Raw genomic sequence first — 19,459 nt, 5'->3', positions numbered from 1 at the left:
TAGGTACTAATAGTAGTATATAAAACTAAAAAGCAGATTGCAACAAACTTTTTTGCAATCTACTTTTTGATCATGGTACTTCCGCTTTTTATCAATCTAGCTTTTCATTTTCCAATACACCAGAATCTGCAAGCTTTGAACGCAGCTTGGCATATTCATCACCGTTCCAAAACTCCTCTGATTCAATTAAGACCATTGCGTCGTTTCGAGCAGTTTCCAACGCACGGTAATCATGGACCATATCAGCAACCTTAAATTCAGGAAGGCCACTTTGCTTTCGACCAAAGAAATCCCCAGGTCCTCGAAGCTCTAAGTCCTTCTCACTGACTACGAAGCCGTCATTTGTTTCAGTCATAATTTTCATTCGTTCTTTCCCAACCTCTGTTTTCGGATCGGCCAGAAGAACACAATACGATTGTTCGCTTCCTCTCCCCACTCGTCCCCTTAGTTGGTGAAGCTGCGCCAATCCAAATCTTTCGGCATCATAAATGACCATCATTGTAGCATTAGGAACATTTACTCCCACTTCTACAACCGTAGTTGATACAAGTACTTGATATTGGTTCGAACTAAATGCCTTCATTACTTCATCTTTCTCATCAGAGCTTAGTCTTCCATGCATTAAACCAACTTGATATCGATTATGAAAATATGTTTGTAAGGCAACATGAACATCAATTGCATTTTGCACATCAAGCTTGTCCGACTCCTCGATGAGTGGACAAATCACATATGCCTGTCGTCCTTTTACAAGTTCTTTTTCCATAAAGGAAAGGACGCGATCTAGCATATCTGCCTTTGCCCAATACGTTTCTATCGCTTTACGACCAGCAGGCATTTCATCAATGATAGACACATCCATTTCTCCAAAGACTGTAATCGCTAGTGTACGAGGTATGGGTGTAGCTGTCATAAAGAGCACATCTGGGTTCTCCCCTTTTTCACGTAAAACCCTTCTTTGCTCCACACCGAAACGATGCTGCTCATCGGTAATAACAAGACCGAGTTTGGAAAATATAACTTCATCTTGAATTAATGCGTGTGTTCCAATTAATATATGAATTTCACCGTTTTTTAATCGTTCTAACACTTCACGGCGCCTTTTTCCCTTTACAGAACTTGTTAATAACTCGACTGATAATCCAACAGGCTCAAGTAATCCCTTTAACGATTCCGCATGTTGTTCTGCTAATATTTCTGTGGGCACCATTAAAGCTCCTTGATATCCAGCTGTATAACTAGAAAAAAGTGCAATAGCAGCAACGACTGTTTTCCCAGAACCTACATCTCCTTGCAGTAAACGATTCATACGGTATGGAGATTTCAGATCTTTTAACACCTCGTTTACCACTCGTTTCTGCGCAGTTGTAAGCGGGAAAGGTAGATGATCAATGAAGTCCTTTACTTTATCTAAGTTATAGTTTTGAGGAAGTCCCTTGGAATTCTCCCTTTCAAACTTTCGTAACGCTTGCATCTTTAACTGAAAATGTAAAAATTCTTCATACACAAATCTCCGACGAGCTTTTTTTACATCTTCTTCGTTTAGCGGATTATGCATGGAAAGCAACGAATCCTTCCGATTTCCAAGCTTATATTTGCTAATCATTTTTACAGGAAGCGTTTCTTTAATGTCCTTTCCATACTGGGAGAATGCTAGATTAATAAATCTTCTTAGACCTTTAACCGTCACATCTCCTTTTACACTATAAACTGGAACAAACTTTTTTTCTGATTCATTTGATCCCATTTTTGCTTGAGTGGCTGTGATCATTTGGCGATGCTGATCCCATTTGCCGGTTACGGTAACCATTTCATTTACTTGAAACTTATTTTTTAAATAGGCCTGATTAAAAAATACAACTTGAATTAAATACCTCTCTACTAACAATCGGATGGTTAGTCTTGAGCGCTTTTTCCCATAATACATAAGAGAAGGCTCACTATGAACCTTCCCTTCTACGGTAATCCTCTCGTCATGCTTAACTTCTGTTAAGTCGCGAAGGCGATAATCTTCATAACGATATGGAAAATATTCAAGTAAATCTTCAATCGTCAATATTCTCATTTCAGCTAGACTTTGTGCAGTCTCAGCACCGATTCCTTTTACAGCTGTTACGGATTGCTTTAAATTACTGTTGTTGTTCTCCATGAACATGCGGTATTCCGAAAATTTTCGCTTCCAGTCTGCGACCTGTCGGAGTTGCCGCCAACCCTCCCTGCGCCGTTTCTTTAAGAGCGGTAGGCATCGTTTGACCGATTTTATACATCGCATCAATTACTTCATCACATGGTATTCGACTAGTGATGCCTGCTAATGCCATATCCGCTGCCACCATTGCGTTTGCAGCTCCCATTGCATTACGTTTTACACAAGGGACTTCTACTAAACCAGCAACGGGGTCACACACTAATCCTAACATATTTTTTAATGTGATCGCCATAGCTTCTGCACATTGAGCAGGAGTTCCGCCAGCCATTTCTACAATAGCAGCCGCAGCCATTCCAGCTGCAGATCCAACCTCTGCTTGACAGCCTCCAGCAGCCCCGGAGATCGAAGCATTGTTGGCAACAACAAACCCAAATGCTCCGGATGTAAATAAGAAGGCTATCATCTGTTCTCTCGTAGGATGTAGTTTATCTCTTACGGCAAATAACGTTCCTGGAACCACACCAGCTGATCCTGCTGTAGGGGTCGCACAAATCGTCCCCATTGCCGCATTCACTTCGTTTGTAGCAACTGCCTTCGAGACGGCATCAAGGATTGTGTTTCCACATAATGACTTTCCAGACTGAATATATTTTTGCAGGAGCACAGCATCGCCACCAGTGAGACCTGAATGGGACCTTACCCCATTAAGGCCACGTTCAACGGCTTGCTCCATTACGGTCAAATTCACATTCATTTGCTCTAAAATCTGTTCTCTTGTTCGACCAGTGACTTCCATTTCTTGTTCAATCATAATATCTGATATTTTTTTATTTTGTGTACTAGCGAGCTCTACTAGCTCTGCGACATTGCGAAACATGATGTACACTCTCCCTGCATTCTAGTAATCTATTTTTGAAAGCGTTACCATAAAATCCCTCTTCTATTCAACAATTTTGGCAACCTTTACCACATGGTCAAGCGCTTCTAATTCTTTGATAACTACATCGTCAATATTCTGATCCACTTCAATCGTCATTAACGCTAGCATCCCTTTTTCTTTCCTTGAAACTTCCATATGCCCGATATTTAGCTCATGTGAAGCTAATATATTTGAGACACTGGCAATCGCACCAAAACGGTCATTATGAACGACTAAAATCGCAGGATGGTGACCAGATAACCTAAGCTCAAAACCATTCAACTCGGTGATTTCGATTTTGCCACCACCAATAGAGATTCCTACTAACTCTAACTCTCCTTGATCGTCACCAATTGATATCTTAGCTGTATTCGGGTGTTCTGGAATCGCTTCTTCTTCAATAAATGTGATTTCCATTCCGTTCGTTTGCGCGATAGAAATGGACCCAATTATCCGTTCATCAAATGTATCAAAGTCTAATAGCCCGCCGATTAATGCTACATCTGTTCCATGTCCCTTATATGTTTGTGCAAAGGATCCGTAAAGTGAAATTTTAGCCCACTTTGGTTCACGACCAAAGAGGCTTCTTGCTACTCTTCCAATTCGTGCTGCTCCTGCTGTATGTGAGCTAGAAGGACCTATCATTACAGGGCCTATAATATCAAAAACACTTTTGTACTTCATCAATTTTCCCCCTTGTGGAGAATATCCTCTTTAACTTAATGGTTTCCCACATTGTATTATACATTATTGTATGAAAAAAACATTGTAGTTTCTTCTATTTCCACTATATACAAAGTGGATTTTCTCAAACGAAAGGAAGCACAGCTTTGAGCCATGCTTCCATACTAATTATTCAACCGAGAAAACGAATGCATATAACGGTTGTTTTCCATCGTGGATTTCGATTTCAACATCACCGTAATTTGCTTCTACAAACTGGACAATTGCATCTACATCCGCGTCTGTTGCATCTTCACCTTTTAGAATTGTTAAAATCTCTGAGTCTCCATCAAGAAGCTGATCGAGGAGTTTCGATGCAGAGACAACTTTGTCTTTATCCTTTACAACGATTTTACCCTCAGCAATTCCCATGAAATCATCTTTTTCAATCTCAAGACCATCAATACTTGTATCACGGACGGCATACGTAATTTGACCTGTTTTTACATTTTGTAATGCTTCTGTCATGCCCTCTTTATTGCCTTGTAGGTCTGCACCTGGGTTAAAGGCAAGAAGAGCAGACATTCCTTGTGGAACAGTTTTAGAAGGGATAACAATTGCATCTTCTTCTGTTACTTCGGCTGCTTGTTCAGCTGCCATAATGATGTTCTTGTTATTCGGCAAAATAATCACTTTCTTCGCATTCACTTCTTTAATGGCCTTAACGATATCCTCTGTACTTGGATTCATCGTTTGCCCACCCTCTATCACTGCATGTGCACCGATACTCTTAAACAATTCTGCAATTCCTGAGCCCATAGAAACGGTTACAATACCGTACTCTAGCATTTCCTTCGGCTTTGGTGGAGCACTAGTTTTTTCATAAGAATCGGACAACAAATTCGTATGTTGCTCCCGCATATTTTCAATCTTTAAATTCACTAAGCTTCCATATGTTTGTGCATACGTTAGCACATTTCCCGGATACTCTGCATGAATATGTACTTTGACCAGCTGATCATCAGATATTACCAAGAGAGAATCACCGTGCTGACTTAAATCTTGACGGAAAGTTTGCTCACTAAATGGTTTAGAGTGGAGTTTCTCGTCGTCCAACTTGACCATAAATTCTGTACAATAGCCAAACTCGATGTCTTCTGTGTTCATATGGCTTTGTACACTCTTGTGATGTTCTGCATTTACTAGATCATCCATCGAGGATGCTAGTGTGGGACCTTCAGGTAATTTTTCTCCCTTTAGTACGGCTAGGAAGCCTTCATACACAAACACAAGTCCTTGACCGCCACTATCAACTACTCCTACTTCCTTTAAAACCGGTAGAAGATCAGGGGTACGCTTTAAGGATGCCTTTGCTTCTGCAACTACTGCCTCCATAATTGTAACAATATCATCTGATTTTTTCGCTACTTCAACTGCTTGCTTCGAAGAGTCTTTTGCAACCGTTAAGATGGTTCCTTCTACAGGCTTCATAACCGCTTTATAAGCTGTAATCACTCCTGCATCAAGAGCAGCGGCAAATTCAAATGCATTGATACTAGCTTTTGTTTCAATTGCTTTAGAAAAGCCTCGGAAAAGCTGGGATAAAATAACACCAGAGTTTCCTCTTGCACCCATCAACAATCCTTTGGAAAGTGCAATACCAACCTTTCCAATATGATCTTGAACATTATTTCTTACTTCCTTTGCTCCAGAAGTCATCGATAAGTTCATATTTGTTCCAGTGTCACCATCTGGAACGGGAAACACATTCAGTGCATCCACATATTTTGCATTAGAGGACAAGTGATTCGCTCCTTGTAACACCATTTCAGCGAAACGTTTTCCATCTAAAGATTTAATTGACACAAGTCTTTCCTCCTCACTAATGTTCGTCACTACGAACTTACTGCTCGAGGAAGCCTAAGCTTCCTAAAGCAACGCATTTTACTTACGGGTTCGTGACGCGAACACCTTGAACGTAAATATTAACTGAGTCAACAGCAAGGCCAACTGTTTTGTCTAAGGTATATTTCACTTTTGATTGTACATTATGAGCAATCTCAGAAATTTTTGTACCATAGCTAACAATAATATACATATCAATATGTACTTCATCATTTTCTTGACGAACAATTACACCTCGAGTAAAGTTCTCTCTTCTTAATATTTCCGTAAGGCCATCTTTTAGTTGATGTTTTGAAGCCATTCCTACTATACCGTAGCAATCAACAGCTGCTCCTCCAGCGATTGTTGCAATTACTTCATTTGAGATATCAATTTGTCCGAAATTTGTTTTCAGTTCGATGGACATAAATGCTTCCCCCTTTGGAATTTGCTCCTTAACTACAGTCATTTTACTATATGGACTCAAAATTTAAAAGTCATATTCCCCGCACTTATAATAGAGCCCTAAGATTTTACCTATGTCAAGGAAATTTTCTTGAAACCTTTTGTTACAACTGTTGCATTCCGAATGGTTGTATGATAAATTATTAAAGTATCTTTTAATGCTTGAAAAACGGACAATCCGCTATTTTCACATTAAATAAAACTTGAAAGCAATTTTACATTGCATTTTAAAGATGAACAAATAATGCTTCACCTTTGATAGTAAGGAGGGAAATGTATATGCCACGTAAATGTGTTGTAACAGGTAAAGGAACTCGTTCAGGTAACGCACGTTCTCATGCTATGAACGCTAACAAGCGTACTTGGGGTGCTAACCTTCAAAAGGTACGTATTCTTGTAGACGGAAAGCCAAAGCGTGTTTGGGTTTCTGCAAGAGCACTTAAATCAGGTAAAGTTGAGCGCGTATAATGTGTAAAGAGTATCCAATTGGATGCTCTTTTTCATTTTCCTTATAAAATTAGCCTTCCCAGTAACCTTTAGAAATAGACTTTTAATTAATCACAAAAAAATACACCGATGTGAACCTCTTACATCGGTGTACATTGGTTTTTAAGGTTGTCTTTCTTGAAAACGTGTTACAAATACCACTTGGTTTAACCCTTTTTAAACGTACCCAGCATCGCGCGGACAATGCCGCCTAAGAATTTCGGCAATTTAATCGTGTAAAATCTCATAATGTCCCTCCTCACCATCTCACGCATGAACAAGTTTCAGAACTCTCATTATCATATTCAAAATATAAAGATAAGTACTCAATATAAGGAAGTTTAATCTCGACTCCTTATCACCATTAATATGCCTTCCGAAAAAGATATAGTACCAATATCAGAAATTAGTTCATTGCTAATACATAGTGTAGAGTGAATTGGAATATGACGAAGCGTTAATGGATACTTAAAACCAACAAGTGTTAAGCCCTCAACCTCGCCATGAAAAGGTATAAAAGAAATATATGCGTACTCATCATTTCTTTCTATTGTATGTGTGCCTGCTTGTATTAATGAAATAATATTTTGACAATCAATGATTTCTATTGGAACTGTTCGATGTAAAGCCAATGGCTTGAAAAGTAGCTGAATATTTGCAAAAAAATGATCCAGCCTCCCACCCGTAGCGCCAAAGATACGAATTTTTTTCGGAGCTTGTTTCATTGCCCATGAAATCGCAATTTCCATATCAGTTTCATCTTTTTCTGGTGGAAACGTAAGTAATTCTCCAACATGTTTCTTTATAAAAGCTAATTCTTCTTCCTCCACAGAATCAAAATCACCAAAGGCTTTTTCAACAAAAATTCCTTCTTTTATTAGTGTTAATACTCCACGATCCACACCAATCCATTCTCCACTGAATAAGTGAAGAGAGGGGATTAGCTCTAATGGGCCACCTGCTAAAATATTGATCTCCATTTTGGAGCCTCCTCTGTAATAAGGAAAGGCTAGCTTCTAAAAGCTAGCCAACATTCTTATCCTCTTATTTTTTCTATCGCTTGTTTTCTATCACTTTCATTGTATATAGCAGATCCAGCCACGAGAACATTCGCACCAGCTTCTACACACTTTCTTGCTGTTTCCTCATTCACTCCACCATCTACTTCGATTTCAACAGATAGCCCTTTTTTATCTACAAGTTCTTTTACTTGTCTAATTTTCGGAAGGACTCCTTCAATAAATTTCTGACCTCCAAAGCCCGGGTTAACCGTCATTAATAGGACCATATCAATATCGTCAATCACATGTTCAATCGTCTGAACAGGGGTGGCAGGATTTAGGACAACCCCTGCTTTTACACCAAATGACTTAATATAGTGGATGGTCCGATGCAGATGTTTACAAGCTTCTACATGAACAGTAAGATAATCTGCTCCTGCATTCGCAAAGGCCTCAATATACTGATCCGGATTATCAATCATTAAATGTACATCAAGCGGAAGTTTTGTAATTGGTCGGATCGCTTCTACAATCAGGGGACCGATCGTAATATTGGGTACAAAATGACCATCCATGACATCCACATGGATATAGTCTGCTCCCCCTCGTTCTACATCTTTAATTTCTTCTCCCAGTTTTGAAAAATCAGCTGATAGTATGGAAGGTGCAATTTTCACCATAATTAATACCTCGGCTTTCTATCTTTAATTTCTTGAGCAAATAGCTCATAATGCTCATATCGATACTCAGGAAGCTCTTCTTTTATTACCGCTTCTTTTACGGCACATTTGGGTTCTTTTAAATGAAGACATCCACGGTATTTGCAGTTTTCACTTAGCTTTTCAATATCGGGGAAACAATAGTTTAAGTCCTCCACCTCAATGTCAGTGAATTCTAGTGAACTAAAACCAGGAGTATCTGCAACTAACCCTTCCCCAATTTTTATTAATTCCACATGTCTCGTTGTATGCTTTCCTCGACCTAAATGGGAGGATATATCATTTGTCTTTAATTCTAGATCAGGTCGAATCGCATTTAATAGTGAAGACTTCCCTACACCTGACTGACCAGCAAAAACGGATATGACTCCTTTTAAATGCGGAAGCAGTTGCTCTAACCCGTCCTCCGTTTCTGATGATGTTAAAATCACTTCATAACCCGCCTTCGTATATTGATCTCGGTAGGTTTCGATCTTTGCTCTATCATCAGCACTCGTTAAATCCATTTTCGTGACACAAATAATAGGCTTGATTCGATTAAACTCAACTAAAACAAGAAAGCGGTCGAGCAATGAAGTACTAAAATCAGGCTCAACAGCCGAAAACACTAATATCGCCTGATCAACGTTAGAAATAGGTGGTCTTACTAGTTCGTTTTTTCGATCCTTTACTTCTAAAATATATCCCTCAAATTCATTTTCAGCCTGAAAAACAACTTCATCACCTACAAGAGGAGTCACTTTATTTAAACGAAATACCCCTCTTCCTCTGCATTGAATCACTTGATTATCATCTGAAAGAACATAATAGAACCCACTTAATGCTTTAATAATTTTGCCTTCTGGCATACATACACTCCTTTAACAGAATGTGAAAAACTAGATCTATCCCCATTAGTTTGTAGGGTATGGAACTGGTTCTTCAATGATCACTTCATCGTCCCTTTGAACTTTGTAAATGGCTTGCTCACCAGGAGCGATAATTAACTTAATGGGTCGAGTTTCTGTTTTTGTAATTTCAAAGGTTTCCACCGGTTCAGTGATATTATGATCCATATCCTCGATATAGATTTGAACAATTTGTGGATTTCCTTCTACTAACGGCTGATACGGAATGGTAATTTCCCTTTGAACTTCTTTAGGAGTCGGTTTTTTCCCTTTAGAGAGAACTACGGTCACTTTCGACCCTTTTTGTAAATCTGTACCTGCTGAAGGCTTTTGCGACATAACTGTCCCTTCCGCTACCGTATCGCTAAATTCGCCCTCACTGGCAATCTCAACATATAATCCAGAGGATTGTGCGTACTCTTGGATTCCTTTTTCATTATAACCAGAAAGATCCTTGAGCTTTATTAACTGTGGGCCCTTACTAACGGTAAATGCCAGTTCTGTTTCTGCCGGAATAATTTCTTCCCCGCTAGATGGATCTTGAGAGATGATTTGTCCCACTGGGGCAGAATCATCGTAAACTTCCGTTTTTGTAATGTCTTTAAAGCCCCTTGCTTCCAACAAATCAATCACATCATCATATTGACGTCCGGTATAATCAAGCAATGTCCATTTCTCTTTGCCAATACTTAAATAAAGGTCCACTTCCTGCCCTTCTTTTACCGTTTTCCCTTCCTTAGGGTTTGTTTTTATGATGAGTCCTTCTTCTACCTCTTCATCTGTAACTTCAATCGTTTCACCAATTTTCAAACCTTGCTCCTGAAGGATTTCCATTGCTTCATCTAACTCTTTTCCAGAAACGTCAGGAACAAGCACATCTTTTGGTCCTAATAATTTAGGCAAAACCGTTACAGTTAAAACCGCAAGGATAACCAATGTGAGAAAGATAGATACGAGCACAATGGGCCATTTTCTCTTCTTTTTCTTCTTCTTTTTATCTACGTCTTTGTCTGTTGTCTGTTGAAGAACAGGATGCTCTTTACTATGTACGAGTGTCTCATCAGAAGTAAGGTACTGATCAGCGGTAATGACTGGAATTGCTTTTGTTGCATCATCATCTATCGGAAGCGCAAACTTCGGCTCGTCGATTCGATCAGGATCGAGTGCGGTTACTAAATCCATCTCCATATCTTCTACACTATCATAACGATGAAAAGGATCCTTTGCTGTTGCCTTCAATACAATGTTTTCCACACTTTGTGGAATCTTTGGATTCCATCTTCTTAACGAAGGTGTTTCCGATTGAAGGTGTTTTAATGCAATAGAGACGGCTGACTCACCTGAAAATGGAAGTCTTCCTGTTAACAGTTCAAACATAACAATTCCAAGAGAATAGATATCCGATTTACGGTTTGCCATTCCACCTCTAGCTTGTTCTGGTGACAAATAATGGACGGAGCCAAGCACTGAGTTTGTTTGCGTTATACTTGTCGCACTCATTGCCATAGCAATGCCAAAATCAGTTATTTTCACATTTCCTTCACGATCAATTAAAATATTATGTGGTTTAATATCTCTATGAACAATGTGATTTTGATGAGCATGTGAAATAGCGGAGGTTAACTGCTTCATAATATTAATGGCATCTACTACGTGTAACGATAGCTGCTGCTGTATGTATTGTTTGAGAGTTTGGCCCTCAACATACTCCATAACAATATAATAAATAGAATCTTCTTCACCAACATCGTATATACTAACAATATTCGGATGAGCCAAGCTCGTAGCGGATTGTGCTTCTCGGTGAAACCGTCGAATAAATTCCTCGTCATTCGAAAAATCAAGTCTCAATACCTTAACAGCCACATCTCGATCTAAGATCATATCATGTGCAAGATAAACATTTGCCATTCCGCCACCGCCAATCATCTCTAGCACTTTGTAGCGGCCGCTTAAACGCTTACCGATTAGCATGTATCCCCACCCCAATCATCGCCAACGTCAAATTGTAAAATGACCAAGGTAATATTGTCCTCACCACCATGCTCATTTGCAAGGTTGATGAGAGTGGTTGCCTTTTCCTCTAAATTTTCAGCATCTTTTAAAATACTAACCATTTCATCAGACGAAACTTTATTTGATAAACCATCAGAGCATAAAAGGAGGACATCTCCTTCTTCAAAAATGATGGTACGAATATCCATCTTTATATCTTGCTCTGTTCCAAGAGCACGTAAAATAACATTTTTACGCGGATGATGTTCTGCATCTTCTCTTGAAATTTGTCCCGTTCTAACAAGTTCATTCACAAGTGTATGATCCTCTGTTAACTGCTGAAAACCTGTATCATTTAAAATATAGCAGCGACTATCACCAATATTCAGCACAGTTGAAAACAATGGCGTAACAATGGCAGCAACTACTGTTGTACCCATCCCTTCACACTCGGCATGTTGCTGTGAATGCTGGAATACTACATGATTGATATGTGGAATACTCTTACTTAACCAATCCTCTGCATCAGAGGCAGTCTCAATTCCACTTGAATCTTTCCACATCTCTTCTAAATGCTGGATGGCCAGGGAACTGGCGACATCGCCTGCTCGATGTCCACCCATTCCGTCTGCAACCACACATAGATAATGCCCATCACGATTGATAAAGATTCCCCCACTGTCCTCATTATGCTGGCGAATCCGACCTCGGTCCGTTTTAAATACCGCTTTCACCTAATGTCACCTCGTCTCTTCTTTTCGTTCCTTTGCACGAAGCTGTCCACATGCTGCATCAATATCATGACCGTGCTCTCTTCGTATCGTCACGTTTACTCCATGATTTTTCAACGTTTTTTCAAATGCAAAAATTTGATCTTTAGGTGTTCGTACGTAATCTCTTTCTGGTACATAGTTTACCGGAATTAAGTTCACGTGACATTTGACACCCTTGATGAGCTTCGCAAGTTCTTCGGCATGTTCAACCTGGTCATTTACTCCCCCAAAAAGCCCATACTCAAAACTCACTCGTCTACCAGTCTTCTCAATATAATAACGTACCGCATCCATTAAATCAGGGAGCTTATATGCACGGTTAATGGGCATTAAACGACTGCGGATCTCCGTATTTGGTGCATGAAGTGAAATCGCAAAGTTGATTTGCATGTTTTCATCGGCAAACTGATAAATCTTCGGAATAATTCCACTTGTCGAAACCGTAATATGCCTAGCTCCAATGTTCAATCCCTTATCATGGTTGATAATTTTCAAAAATGAGAGCATATCATTGTAATTATCAAAAGGCTCTCCTATTCCCATAATAACGACGGAGCTTACTCTTTCATCTGTTTCATCTAATGCTTGCTGTACTTTTACTACTTGAGCGACGATTTCACCAGCTTCTAGATTTCGTTTCAATCCACCTAATGTTGATGCACAGAAAGTACATCCAATTCGGCAGCCGACCTGTGTTGTTACACACACAGAATTCCCGTATTCGTGCCTCATAAGGACTGTTTCAATGGAGTAACCATCATGTAGTTCAAATAAAAACTTAATCGTCCCATCTGATGATTGTTGTTGAATTAGCGTGTTTAGTGTGGTTAGTGAATAATGCTCTTCTAACGTTTCACGTAAAGTTTTTGACAGATTAGACATGTCCTCAAAACTCGTCACTCTCTTTTTGTATAACCAATCAAAGATTTGTTCGGCACGAAATGCCTTTTCATTATGTTCTACTAACCATGCTTTTAAATCGTGTAACTCTATTGAGTAAATGGATGGTTTCTGTACGGATGTTTGTTCTTTTTCAATAGTTGTCTGTTCCATTTCTTTATACCTTCTTCCTTAAACTTGCAATATAAAATCCATCTGAACCAAAATCTTGAGGGAAAATCTGAAGCTGAAAGTCCGTCATAAGTGGCTGAATGGCCTTAGGCATCCTCTCAATAACCGAAAGGTCTCCTTCAAATTCTGTATGCTTTTGTAAAAATGCTGCCACTACCTCTTCATTTTCAGAGCGATCAATTGTACACGTACTGTACACCAACGTTCCACCGGGCTTTAAAAGTGGAGTAACAGAATCTAATAACTGCAATTGAATGCTCTGAAGACGATGTAAATCCTCTTCTTTTTTTGTGTATTTCATATCTGGCTTTCTTCTCATTACACCAAGACCAGAGCACGGGGCATCAAGCAAAATCCGATCAAACATTTTACCCTCAAACTCTTCAAGTACTTTACGACTATCCATTGCTTTGGTTTCTATATTTTTCAATCCAAGTCGGGTAGCATTTTCATTAATCAACTTCACTTTATGCTCATGAAGATCCAGTGAAACAACTTGTCCTGTTTCTTCTAGCTTTTCGGCGATATGAGTGGACTTTCCACCAGGAGCTGCGCACGCATCTAAAATCGTTTCATTTTTTTCGATTCCTAATGCATATGCTACAAGCATGGAACTTTCATCCTGAATTGTAATCAATCCTTCTTTAAAGCTTTCCGAATGAGCAAGATTTCCTCTTAAGCATTTAATTGCCTCAGGAACAACCACACTTTCCTCGACTTGAAAGCCTTCATCTGAAAGCCTTTTGATACAAGCTTCTCTGGTGATTTTATTTGTATTAATACGTGCAGTTTGCATTGGTGCAGTTAAATTGATCTCACACATCTCTTTGGCTTTATTATACCCAAATTGTTCGGTCCATCTTCTAACAAGCCAAGTAGGATGACTAGTTTCTATGGATAATCGCTCGACTTCATCCTTAATCTCATTGACATCTCGAGTACCTTCACGTTGCAAAGACCGAAGAACACCGTTAACCATACCTGATATCCCTTTATGCCCCCTCTTTTTAGCAATTTCCACTGCCTCATGAATGGCTGCACGATCAGGTATTTTATCTAAATAGAGCATTTGATATAAAGTCATTCGCAGTAGCTGCTTCACCCAGTTTTCAAGCTTTTTGGGATTTTTAATAAATGGCTCTAAGTAATAATCAAGAGTCATTTTTCTTTGTAACGTTCCGTAGGTTAATTCTGTTAACAATCCAATATCCTTCGATGCAATTTGATTTTTTTTAATCACATTATTTAAAAGAAGATTGCTATATGATTGATTTTTTTCGATTTGCTCTAGAATAGCTACAACACTTTCTCGGACATTTGTTTTTTCTGTCATTCGCTAACTCCTATACGATCGCCAACCTTCAAAAACGAACCTGCCCCTCGTAAAAACTGATCGGCTGTCATTTTCTTTTTACCAGAAGGCTGGAGCTCAAGCACTTTAATCGCTGTATCATTGCCAGTTGCAACAACAAATCCATCTTCTTCGATTGCAATAATTTCTCCTGGAACTGCCTTTTTCACTGCCTTTACTTTTGTCGCCCACCATAGCTTCATCACTGAATCTGAAAGGTGGGTGTATGCAACTGGCCATGGGTTCATGCCCCTGATATGGTTGTATATTTCTTCGCCTGTTTTAGACCAAACAATTTTCTCTTCCTCGCGCTTTATATTATACGCAAATGTTGCTTCCTTCTCATTTTGGGGAATTGGTTCTAGCTCCCCTTTAATCAGTCTTGGCAAAGTGTCTAACAATAACTTAGAACCCGCCTCACTCAGCTTATCATGCAAAGATCCAACCGTATCTACTTCTGTTATTTCTACTTCTACTTGCGTTAATATATCACCTGCATCAAGCTTTTCTGCCATATACATGATTGTAATTCCGGTTTTCTCTTTTCCTTGAATAATGGAGTAATGAATGGGAGCCCCTCCACGCAATTCTGGTAACAGAGAGGCATGAACATTAATGCATCCGAGAGGTGGCGCTTCTAGTAGCTCCTTCGGGAGGATTTGTCCGAACGCTGCCGTTACGACTAAGTCAGGCTTTAGGCTTAATACTTGATCCAAGTCCTCTCTTACACGAATCTTTTCAGGTTGAAGAACCGGAATACCATGCTTTTCCGCTTCCACTTTTACAGGAGGCGGAGTAAGTACTCTTTTTCTTCCAACTGGGCGATCTGGTTGAGTAACTACACCGATCACTTCGTATCCTGCTTCAATTACACTTTTTAAAACGGGAACAGAAAAATCAGGAGTACCCATAAATACTATTTTCGTCATTCGCTTTCGACTCCCTCTAACTCTTCTTCAGATAAATACCTTGTTACTTTGGAGGTAAATAGAATTCCATGCAGATGATCGATTTCATGAAGAATCGCACGTGCTAAAAAATCTTCTGCTTCGATCACGAACGCTTTTCCTTTTCGATCTCGAGCTTTCACCTTTACAAAGTACGGTCTTGTTACCTCTCCGTAAACTCCAGGGAAACTAAGACAACCTTCCGGACCTGTTTGTTCGCCGGACACTTCTAATATTTCAGGGTTAATGAGTTCAATCGTCCCCGACTCATCGTCTATATCAACGATGGCAATTTGTCTTGCTATGCCTATTTGAGGGGCTGCAAGACCAACCCCATCGAATTCAATCATCGTATCGTACATATCGTTTAGTAGCTTTTCTAATTTTTTATCAAATACCGTTACTCTCTCACATTCTTGCTCTAGTACCTCTGCAGGATGAGTAACTAGCTTCTTTACCGTCAAAATACTTCCTCCGATTTTTTCATATTTATCACTATTCTCTACGAAAACAACCTGCTTCATAACCAACTACATGAGAATATAAGGATTCACGTCTGTAGATATGGTTAACCCGGTTGTTGCAGATTCATGCTGATATTGATCAAGTACAGTTTTAATAGCACGACCTAACTGTGGCTCACGTTTGTATTTTATCAAACATTGGTATCTATATCTATTTTTGATTCGAGGAATTGGTGAGGCAACAGGCCCTAGAACAATCGCTTCTTTAGAAAGACTATTCCGAATGTATCCGGTAATCTTCTCGGTCACCGACACCACCTTCATCAAATTCTCATGGCTAACCGTGATCAGTGATAAATAATAGAAAGGGGGATAATGATGAAGCTTTCTAATTTGCATTTCCCTTTCATAATACAAATCATAATCCTGTTGGGCTGCAAACTGAATACTGTAATGTTCAGGAGTATAGGTTTGTACAATTACTTCCCCTGTTAGCTCATGTCTTCCGGCTCTTCCACTTACCTGTGTAAGCAGCTGAAAGGTTTTCTCAGATGAACGGAAATCAGGGATATGCAGCATCGTATCAGCTGAAAGAACTCCAACTAGTGTTATCTTTGGAAAATCTAATCCTTTTGCAATCATTTGAGTTCCTAACAGAATATCTGCTTTTCCTTCACCAAAATCAGTTAACAGCTTTTCATGCGCCCCTTTTTTGGAAGTCGTATCCACATCCATTCGGATCACTCTTGCCTCTGGTAACACTTTGCCAAGTTCTTCTTCAATCTTCTGAGTACCTGTCCCAAAATAACGAATATACTCTGATTGGCATTCTGGACATTCGGTTGGAACAAAGGATTCATAGCCACAATAATGACACTTCATTCTCTCGCTAAATCGATGATAAGTTAACGAAATATCGCAATCTGGACAGTTAACAACATACCCGCAATCTCTACACATCACAAAGGAGGAATGTCCTCGTTTGTTTAGAAACAATACTGTTTGCTCCTGCTTTTCAAGTCTATCTTTCAGTTTTTCCATTAATACCCTCGAAAACATGGAGCGATTTCCTTCGCGAAGCTCTTCTCTCATATCCACGACTTCAACATGAGGCATTGGACCACTATTCATCCGGCTCGGCAATGATAAAAGCTCATACACACCTTTTTTTGCGCGAGCAAAGGATTCAAGTGCTGGAGTTGCACTTCCGAGTACAACCGGACAGCCATACTTTTTGGCACGTTGAATCGCAACGTCTCTTGCATGGTATCTAGGATTTTCTTCTTGCTTATAACTGGTTTCATGCTCTTCATCAATGATAATAATTCCGAGATTTTCAAAGGGAGCAAAAATGGCAGACCTTGCACCTACAACCACTTTTACTTCTTTTCTTTGAATCTTGCGCCACTCATCGTATTTTTCCCCTGTTGAAAGTCCGCTGTGCATGACAGCCACTTCATCTCCGAATCTCCCTTTAAATCGTTTCACCATTTGTGGAGTTAAGGCGATTTCAGGGACGAGAACGATCGCTTCCTTTCCTTTTTCTAACACTCGTTGAATCGATTGTAAATAGACTTCCGTTTTTCCACTACCTGTTACCCCATAAAGTAAAAACACTCGATGAAGATCTTCTTCAATGGTTTGTAAAACGGGGGTAATAGCTATCGTCTGCTCAGGGGTTAATGGTAAAGCTTGTGTCCGTTCAAATACACGATTTTCGTAAGGATCTCGGTACACTTCTACTTCTTCTTCCCTTAACATCCCTTTATTAACGAGACCCTTTATAGCAGATGAAGAGGTGTTTAGTAAGTTCATTAAATGTTGTAGAGGAACTGGATCTGGGTTCGCTAGGAAATACTCTATAATTTCCCTTTGCTTCGTTGCCTGAATGGATAATAGCTTGAGTGAATCAGATAGCTCGTCTCCATTCACATGTGGCATAACATACTTGCGCTTTTTCTTATTTACCCGTTCCTTTACTTCATATATAAATTCAACATGACCACTAGCTATTTCTTTTTGTAATACCTTCCATACACCCTTTTCAATCGTTTCAAACGGTACAGTATGACTTTTCTCGAATACTTTTTGTAGGGTCTGTGGCAACAGATTCAAATCAGTCGTCAGGCGGATTTTTTTTTCGTATTTCGCTTTTAGTGCCGCCGGTAGCATCACCTGATAAGCAGAAATTCGATAACAAAGAGTTTCTTCAGATAACCAATCCCCAAGCTGTATAAGTTCTTCATTTAATACCGGAACAATATCCATTGGAGCAATAATATCTCTAAGCTTTTCGAACTCTGAGCTAAGCTGAATAGAAATGACAAACCCTTGAATTTTCCGAGGTCCAAACGGAACAACCACCCTCATCCCAAGGGTAATAACCCCTTCTAAATGCTCAGGAATTCGATAATCAAACGGTCTGTCGGTTTGCTTAGCTGGAACATCTACAATCACACTCGCAATCATTCAGCTTCCTCTTTTGGTAGGAGCTTTAAAGCCTCTAAAAGGAGGGTTTTTGCCGCTTCTTGCTTTGTCATTAATGGTAACGAGATAGAATGACCATCTCGCTTGTAAATCGTTATTTTATTTGTATCTGTCCCAAATCCAGATCCTTCTTCTGAAACATTGTTGGCCACGATCATATCAGCATTTTTTTTCTCAAGCTTTCTCAATGCATACTCTTCTACATGATCCGTCTCAGCAGCGAAACCAACTAATACTTGGTGCTTTTTGATTTTTCCAAGCTCAAATAAAATGTCCTTGGTTCTTTCTAATGTGATACTTTCATTGCCTTCCTGCTTTTTAATTTTACGATCAGATACGGTTTTTGGCTTATAATCAGCAACCGCAGCCGTTTTTACAACTAAATCACTAGATTCATATTGGGCGATGGTCGCATCAAGCATATCCTGCGCACTTTCCACATGGATAACCTTAACTCCCAGTGGTGGCTTTATGGAAACAGGGCCTGTTATGAGAGTAACCTCCGCTCCAAGATTCCTAGCTTGTTCTGCAATGGCATACCCCATTTTTCCGGACGAATAATTCGTAATATATCGGACAGGATCTATTTTTTCTCGAGTTGGACCAGCTGTTACAACTACCTTTTTTCTCTTTAAAGGAGTATTCATAGGTTGGAAAAATTCAGCAATTTTTTCTACAATCGTCTCAGGCTCTTCCATTCTGCCTTTCCCCACATAGCCACATGCTAAATAACCCTCACCAGGCTCGATAAAACCATATCCGTAGCTTCGTATTGTTTCTAAATTCTTTCTTACTGCAGGATGGTCATACATATGAACGTTCATTGCAGGGGCGATCCATACAGGAGATGTAGCAGCCAGTAAGGTCGTAGTAATCATATTATCAGCAATTCCATTCGCTAGCTTACCAAGGAGATTCGCTGTTGCCGGAGCAACAACAATTAAATCTGCCCAATCAGCCAAATCAATATGGGCAATCACTTTTGAATTCTTTTCATCAAACGTGTCTATATGTACATCGTTTCTTGAAAGTGCCTGAAAGGTTAAGGGTGTCACAAATTTTGAAGCCGAATCACTTAGAATGACCTTTACTTCAAGCCCAGCTTGGGTGAGTTTGCTTGTTAAAGCTGCCGCTTTAAAAACCGCAATTCCCCCAGTAACACATAGTAAAATCTTCTTTCCTCTCACAGAAAAAACCT

Annotated in this window: 18 protein-coding genes; 1 reads left to right on the top strand and 17 read right to left on the bottom strand. The window is 39.5% G+C overall.

Going from position 1 to position 19,459, the window contains the following annotated elements:
* Window positions 1-91: 91 nt before the first annotated feature.
* The 5 genes from recG to ACVBAX_RS05460 all read right to left on the bottom strand — a co-directional run bounded on the left by recG (window position 92) and on the right by ACVBAX_RS05460 (window position 6,042).
* Window positions 92-2,149 (bottom strand): ATP-dependent DNA helicase RecG, encoded by a 2,058-nt coding sequence (gene recG, locus ACVBAX_RS05480; RefSeq protein ID WP_447116176.1) that lies wholly within the window; start codon window positions 2,147-2,149, stop codon window positions 92-94.
* On the bottom strand, window positions 2,130-3,026 hold the full coding sequence (gene sdaAA / locus ACVBAX_RS05475) for an L-serine ammonia-lyase, iron-sulfur-dependent, subunit alpha (protein WP_430773877.1): 897 nt from the start codon (window positions 3,024-3,026) through the stop codon (window positions 2,130-2,132). The genes recG and sdaAA overlap by 20 nt, the downstream gene beginning before the upstream one ends.
* Window positions 3,027-3,089: 63 nt before the next feature.
* Window positions 3,090-3,752 carry an L-serine ammonia-lyase, iron-sulfur-dependent subunit beta gene (gene sdaAB / locus ACVBAX_RS05470; RefSeq protein WP_447116175.1) on the bottom strand — a complete coding sequence of 221 codons (663 nt, stop codon included), beginning with the start codon at window positions 3,750-3,752 and terminating at the stop codon, window positions 3,090-3,092.
* Window positions 3,753-3,920: 168 nt separating this feature from the next.
* On the bottom strand, window positions 3,921-5,597 hold the full coding sequence (locus tag ACVBAX_RS05465; RefSeq protein ID WP_447116174.1) for a DAK2 domain-containing protein: 1,677 nt from the start codon (window positions 5,595-5,597) through the stop codon (window positions 3,921-3,923).
* A gap of 82 nt (window positions 5,598-5,679) precedes the next feature.
* Entirely contained in the window at window positions 5,680-6,042 is a 363-nt protein-coding gene (locus ACVBAX_RS05460; RefSeq protein WP_119707502.1) for an Asp23/Gls24 family envelope stress response protein, read from the bottom strand.
* A gap of 317 nt (window positions 6,043-6,359) precedes the next feature.
* Between ACVBAX_RS05460 and rpmB the strand changes: the two genes are divergently transcribed.
* A complete protein-coding gene (rpmB, locus tag ACVBAX_RS05455) occupies window positions 6,360-6,548 on the top strand; it encodes a 50S ribosomal protein L28 (protein WP_066053137.1) in 189 nt (62 codons plus the stop codon).
* A 185-nt stretch (window positions 6,549-6,733) separates the two neighbouring features.
* Here rpmB and spoVM read toward each other — a convergent pair whose 3' ends face one another.
* The 12 genes from spoVM to coaBC form a co-directional block, all read right to left on the bottom strand.
* Entirely contained in the window at window positions 6,734-6,814 is an 81-nt protein-coding gene (spoVM, locus tag ACVBAX_RS05450) for a stage V sporulation protein SpoVM (RefSeq protein WP_019381739.1), read from the bottom strand.
* Between the two features lie 93 nt (window positions 6,815-6,907).
* Window positions 6,908-7,546: a thiamine diphosphokinase gene (locus ACVBAX_RS05445; protein ID WP_430773874.1), complete on the bottom strand. Its 639-nt coding sequence runs from the start codon at window positions 7,544-7,546 to the stop codon at window positions 6,908-6,910.
* A gap of 56 nt (window positions 7,547-7,602) precedes the next feature.
* On the bottom strand, window positions 7,603-8,247 hold the full coding sequence (rpe, locus tag ACVBAX_RS05440; protein WP_430773873.1) for a ribulose-phosphate 3-epimerase: 645 nt from the start codon (window positions 8,245-8,247) through the stop codon (window positions 7,603-7,605).
* Window positions 8,248-8,249: 2 nt separating this feature from the next.
* Window positions 8,250-9,134: a ribosome small subunit-dependent GTPase A gene (gene rsgA, locus ACVBAX_RS05435; protein ID WP_430773872.1), complete on the bottom strand. Its 885-nt coding sequence runs from the start codon at window positions 9,132-9,134 to the stop codon at window positions 8,250-8,252.
* 45 nt (window positions 9,135-9,179) lie between these two features.
* Complete coding sequence (gene pknB, locus ACVBAX_RS05430) at window positions 9,180-11,147, bottom strand: Stk1 family PASTA domain-containing Ser/Thr kinase (protein WP_447116173.1); 1,968 nt, start codon at window positions 11,145-11,147, stop codon at window positions 9,180-9,182.
* Window positions 11,141-11,902, bottom strand: coding sequence for a Stp1/IreP family PP2C-type Ser/Thr phosphatase (locus tag ACVBAX_RS05425; RefSeq protein WP_430773870.1), 762 nt, complete (start codon window positions 11,900-11,902; stop codon window positions 11,141-11,143). The genes pknB and ACVBAX_RS05425 overlap by 7 nt, the downstream gene beginning before the upstream one ends.
* A gap of 6 nt (window positions 11,903-11,908) precedes the next feature.
* Complete coding sequence (gene rlmN, locus ACVBAX_RS05420) at window positions 11,909-12,994, bottom strand: 23S rRNA (adenine(2503)-C(2))-methyltransferase RlmN (protein ID WP_430773869.1); 1,086 nt, start codon at window positions 12,992-12,994, stop codon at window positions 11,909-11,911.
* A gap of 4 nt (window positions 12,995-12,998) precedes the next feature.
* A complete protein-coding gene (gene rsmB / locus ACVBAX_RS05415) occupies window positions 12,999-14,345 on the bottom strand; it encodes a 16S rRNA (cytosine(967)-C(5))-methyltransferase RsmB (protein WP_447116172.1) in 1,347 nt (448 codons plus the stop codon).
* Entirely contained in the window at window positions 14,342-15,292 is a 951-nt protein-coding gene (gene fmt / locus ACVBAX_RS05410; RefSeq protein ID WP_447116171.1) for a methionyl-tRNA formyltransferase, read from the bottom strand. The genes rsmB and fmt overlap by 4 nt, the downstream gene beginning before the upstream one ends.
* Window positions 15,289-15,774, bottom strand: coding sequence for a peptide deformylase (gene def, locus ACVBAX_RS05405; protein ID WP_447116170.1), 486 nt, complete (start codon window positions 15,772-15,774; stop codon window positions 15,289-15,291). The genes fmt and def overlap by 4 nt, the downstream gene beginning before the upstream one ends.
* 66 nt (window positions 15,775-15,840) lie before the next feature.
* Window positions 15,841-18,243, bottom strand: coding sequence for a primosomal protein N' (gene priA, locus ACVBAX_RS05400; protein WP_447116169.1), 2,403 nt, complete (start codon window positions 18,241-18,243; stop codon window positions 15,841-15,843).
* Window positions 18,240-19,448, bottom strand: a complete 1,209-nt coding sequence (gene coaBC / locus ACVBAX_RS05395) for a bifunctional phosphopantothenoylcysteine decarboxylase/phosphopantothenate--cysteine ligase CoaBC (protein ID WP_447116168.1) — start codon at window positions 19,446-19,448, stop codon at window positions 18,240-18,242. The genes priA and coaBC overlap by 4 nt, the downstream gene beginning before the upstream one ends.
* Between the last annotated feature and the right edge of the window lie 11 nt (window positions 19,449-19,459).

This window comes from Robertmurraya sp. GLU-23 (genome assembly GCF_052983275.1).
Note: the sequence above shows the minus strand (reverse complement) of the source record. Positions and strands in the feature narration are given on the sequence as shown.

Bases quoted from the DNA above. Each gene is read 5' to 3' on its own strand.
- rlmN (WP_430773869.1), bottom strand. From the start codon at position 12,994: ATGGAACAGACAACTATTGAAAAAGAACAAACATCCGTACAGAAACCA.
- sdaAB (WP_447116175.1), bottom strand. From the start codon at position 3,752: ATGAAGTACAAAAGTGTTTTTGATATTATAGGCCCTGTAATGATAGGT.
- rsmB (WP_447116172.1), bottom strand. From the start codon at position 14,345: ATGACAGAAAAAACAAATGTCCGAGAAAGTGTTGTAGCTATTCTAGAG.
- ACVBAX_RS05445 (WP_430773874.1), bottom strand. From the start codon at position 7,546: ATGGAGATCAATATTTTAGCAGGTGGCCCATTAGAGCTAATCCCCTCT.
- recG (WP_447116176.1), bottom strand. From the start codon at position 2,149: ATGGAGAACAACAACAGTAATTTAAAGCAATCCGTAACAGCTGTAAAA.
- ACVBAX_RS05460 (WP_119707502.1), bottom strand. From the start codon at position 6,042: ATGTCCATCGAACTGAAAACAAATTTCGGACAAATTGATATCTCAAAT.
- priA (WP_447116169.1), bottom strand. From the start codon at position 18,243: ATGATTGCGAGTGTGATTGTAGATGTTCCAGCTAAGCAAACCGACAGA.
- fmt (WP_447116171.1), bottom strand. From the start codon at position 15,292: ATGACGAAAATAGTATTTATGGGTACTCCTGATTTTTCTGTTCCCGTT.
- rpe (WP_430773873.1), bottom strand. From the start codon at position 8,247: ATGGTGAAAATTGCACCTTCCATACTATCAGCTGATTTTTCAAAACTG.
- rsgA (WP_430773872.1), bottom strand. From the start codon at position 9,134: ATGCCAGAAGGCAAAATTATTAAAGCATTAAGTGGGTTCTATTATGTT.
- sdaAA (WP_430773877.1), bottom strand. From the start codon at position 3,026: ATGTTTCGCAATGTCGCAGAGCTAGTAGAGCTCGCTAGTACACAAAAT.
- pknB (WP_447116173.1), bottom strand. From the start codon at position 11,147: ATGCTAATCGGTAAGCGTTTAAGCGGCCGCTACAAAGTGCTAGAGATG.
- spoVM (WP_019381739.1), bottom strand. From the start codon at position 6,814: ATGAGATTTTACACGATTAAATTGCCGAAATTCTTAGGCGGCATTGTC.
- rpmB (WP_066053137.1), top strand. From the start codon at position 6,360: ATGCCACGTAAATGTGTTGTAACAGGTAAAGGAACTCGTTCAGGTAAC.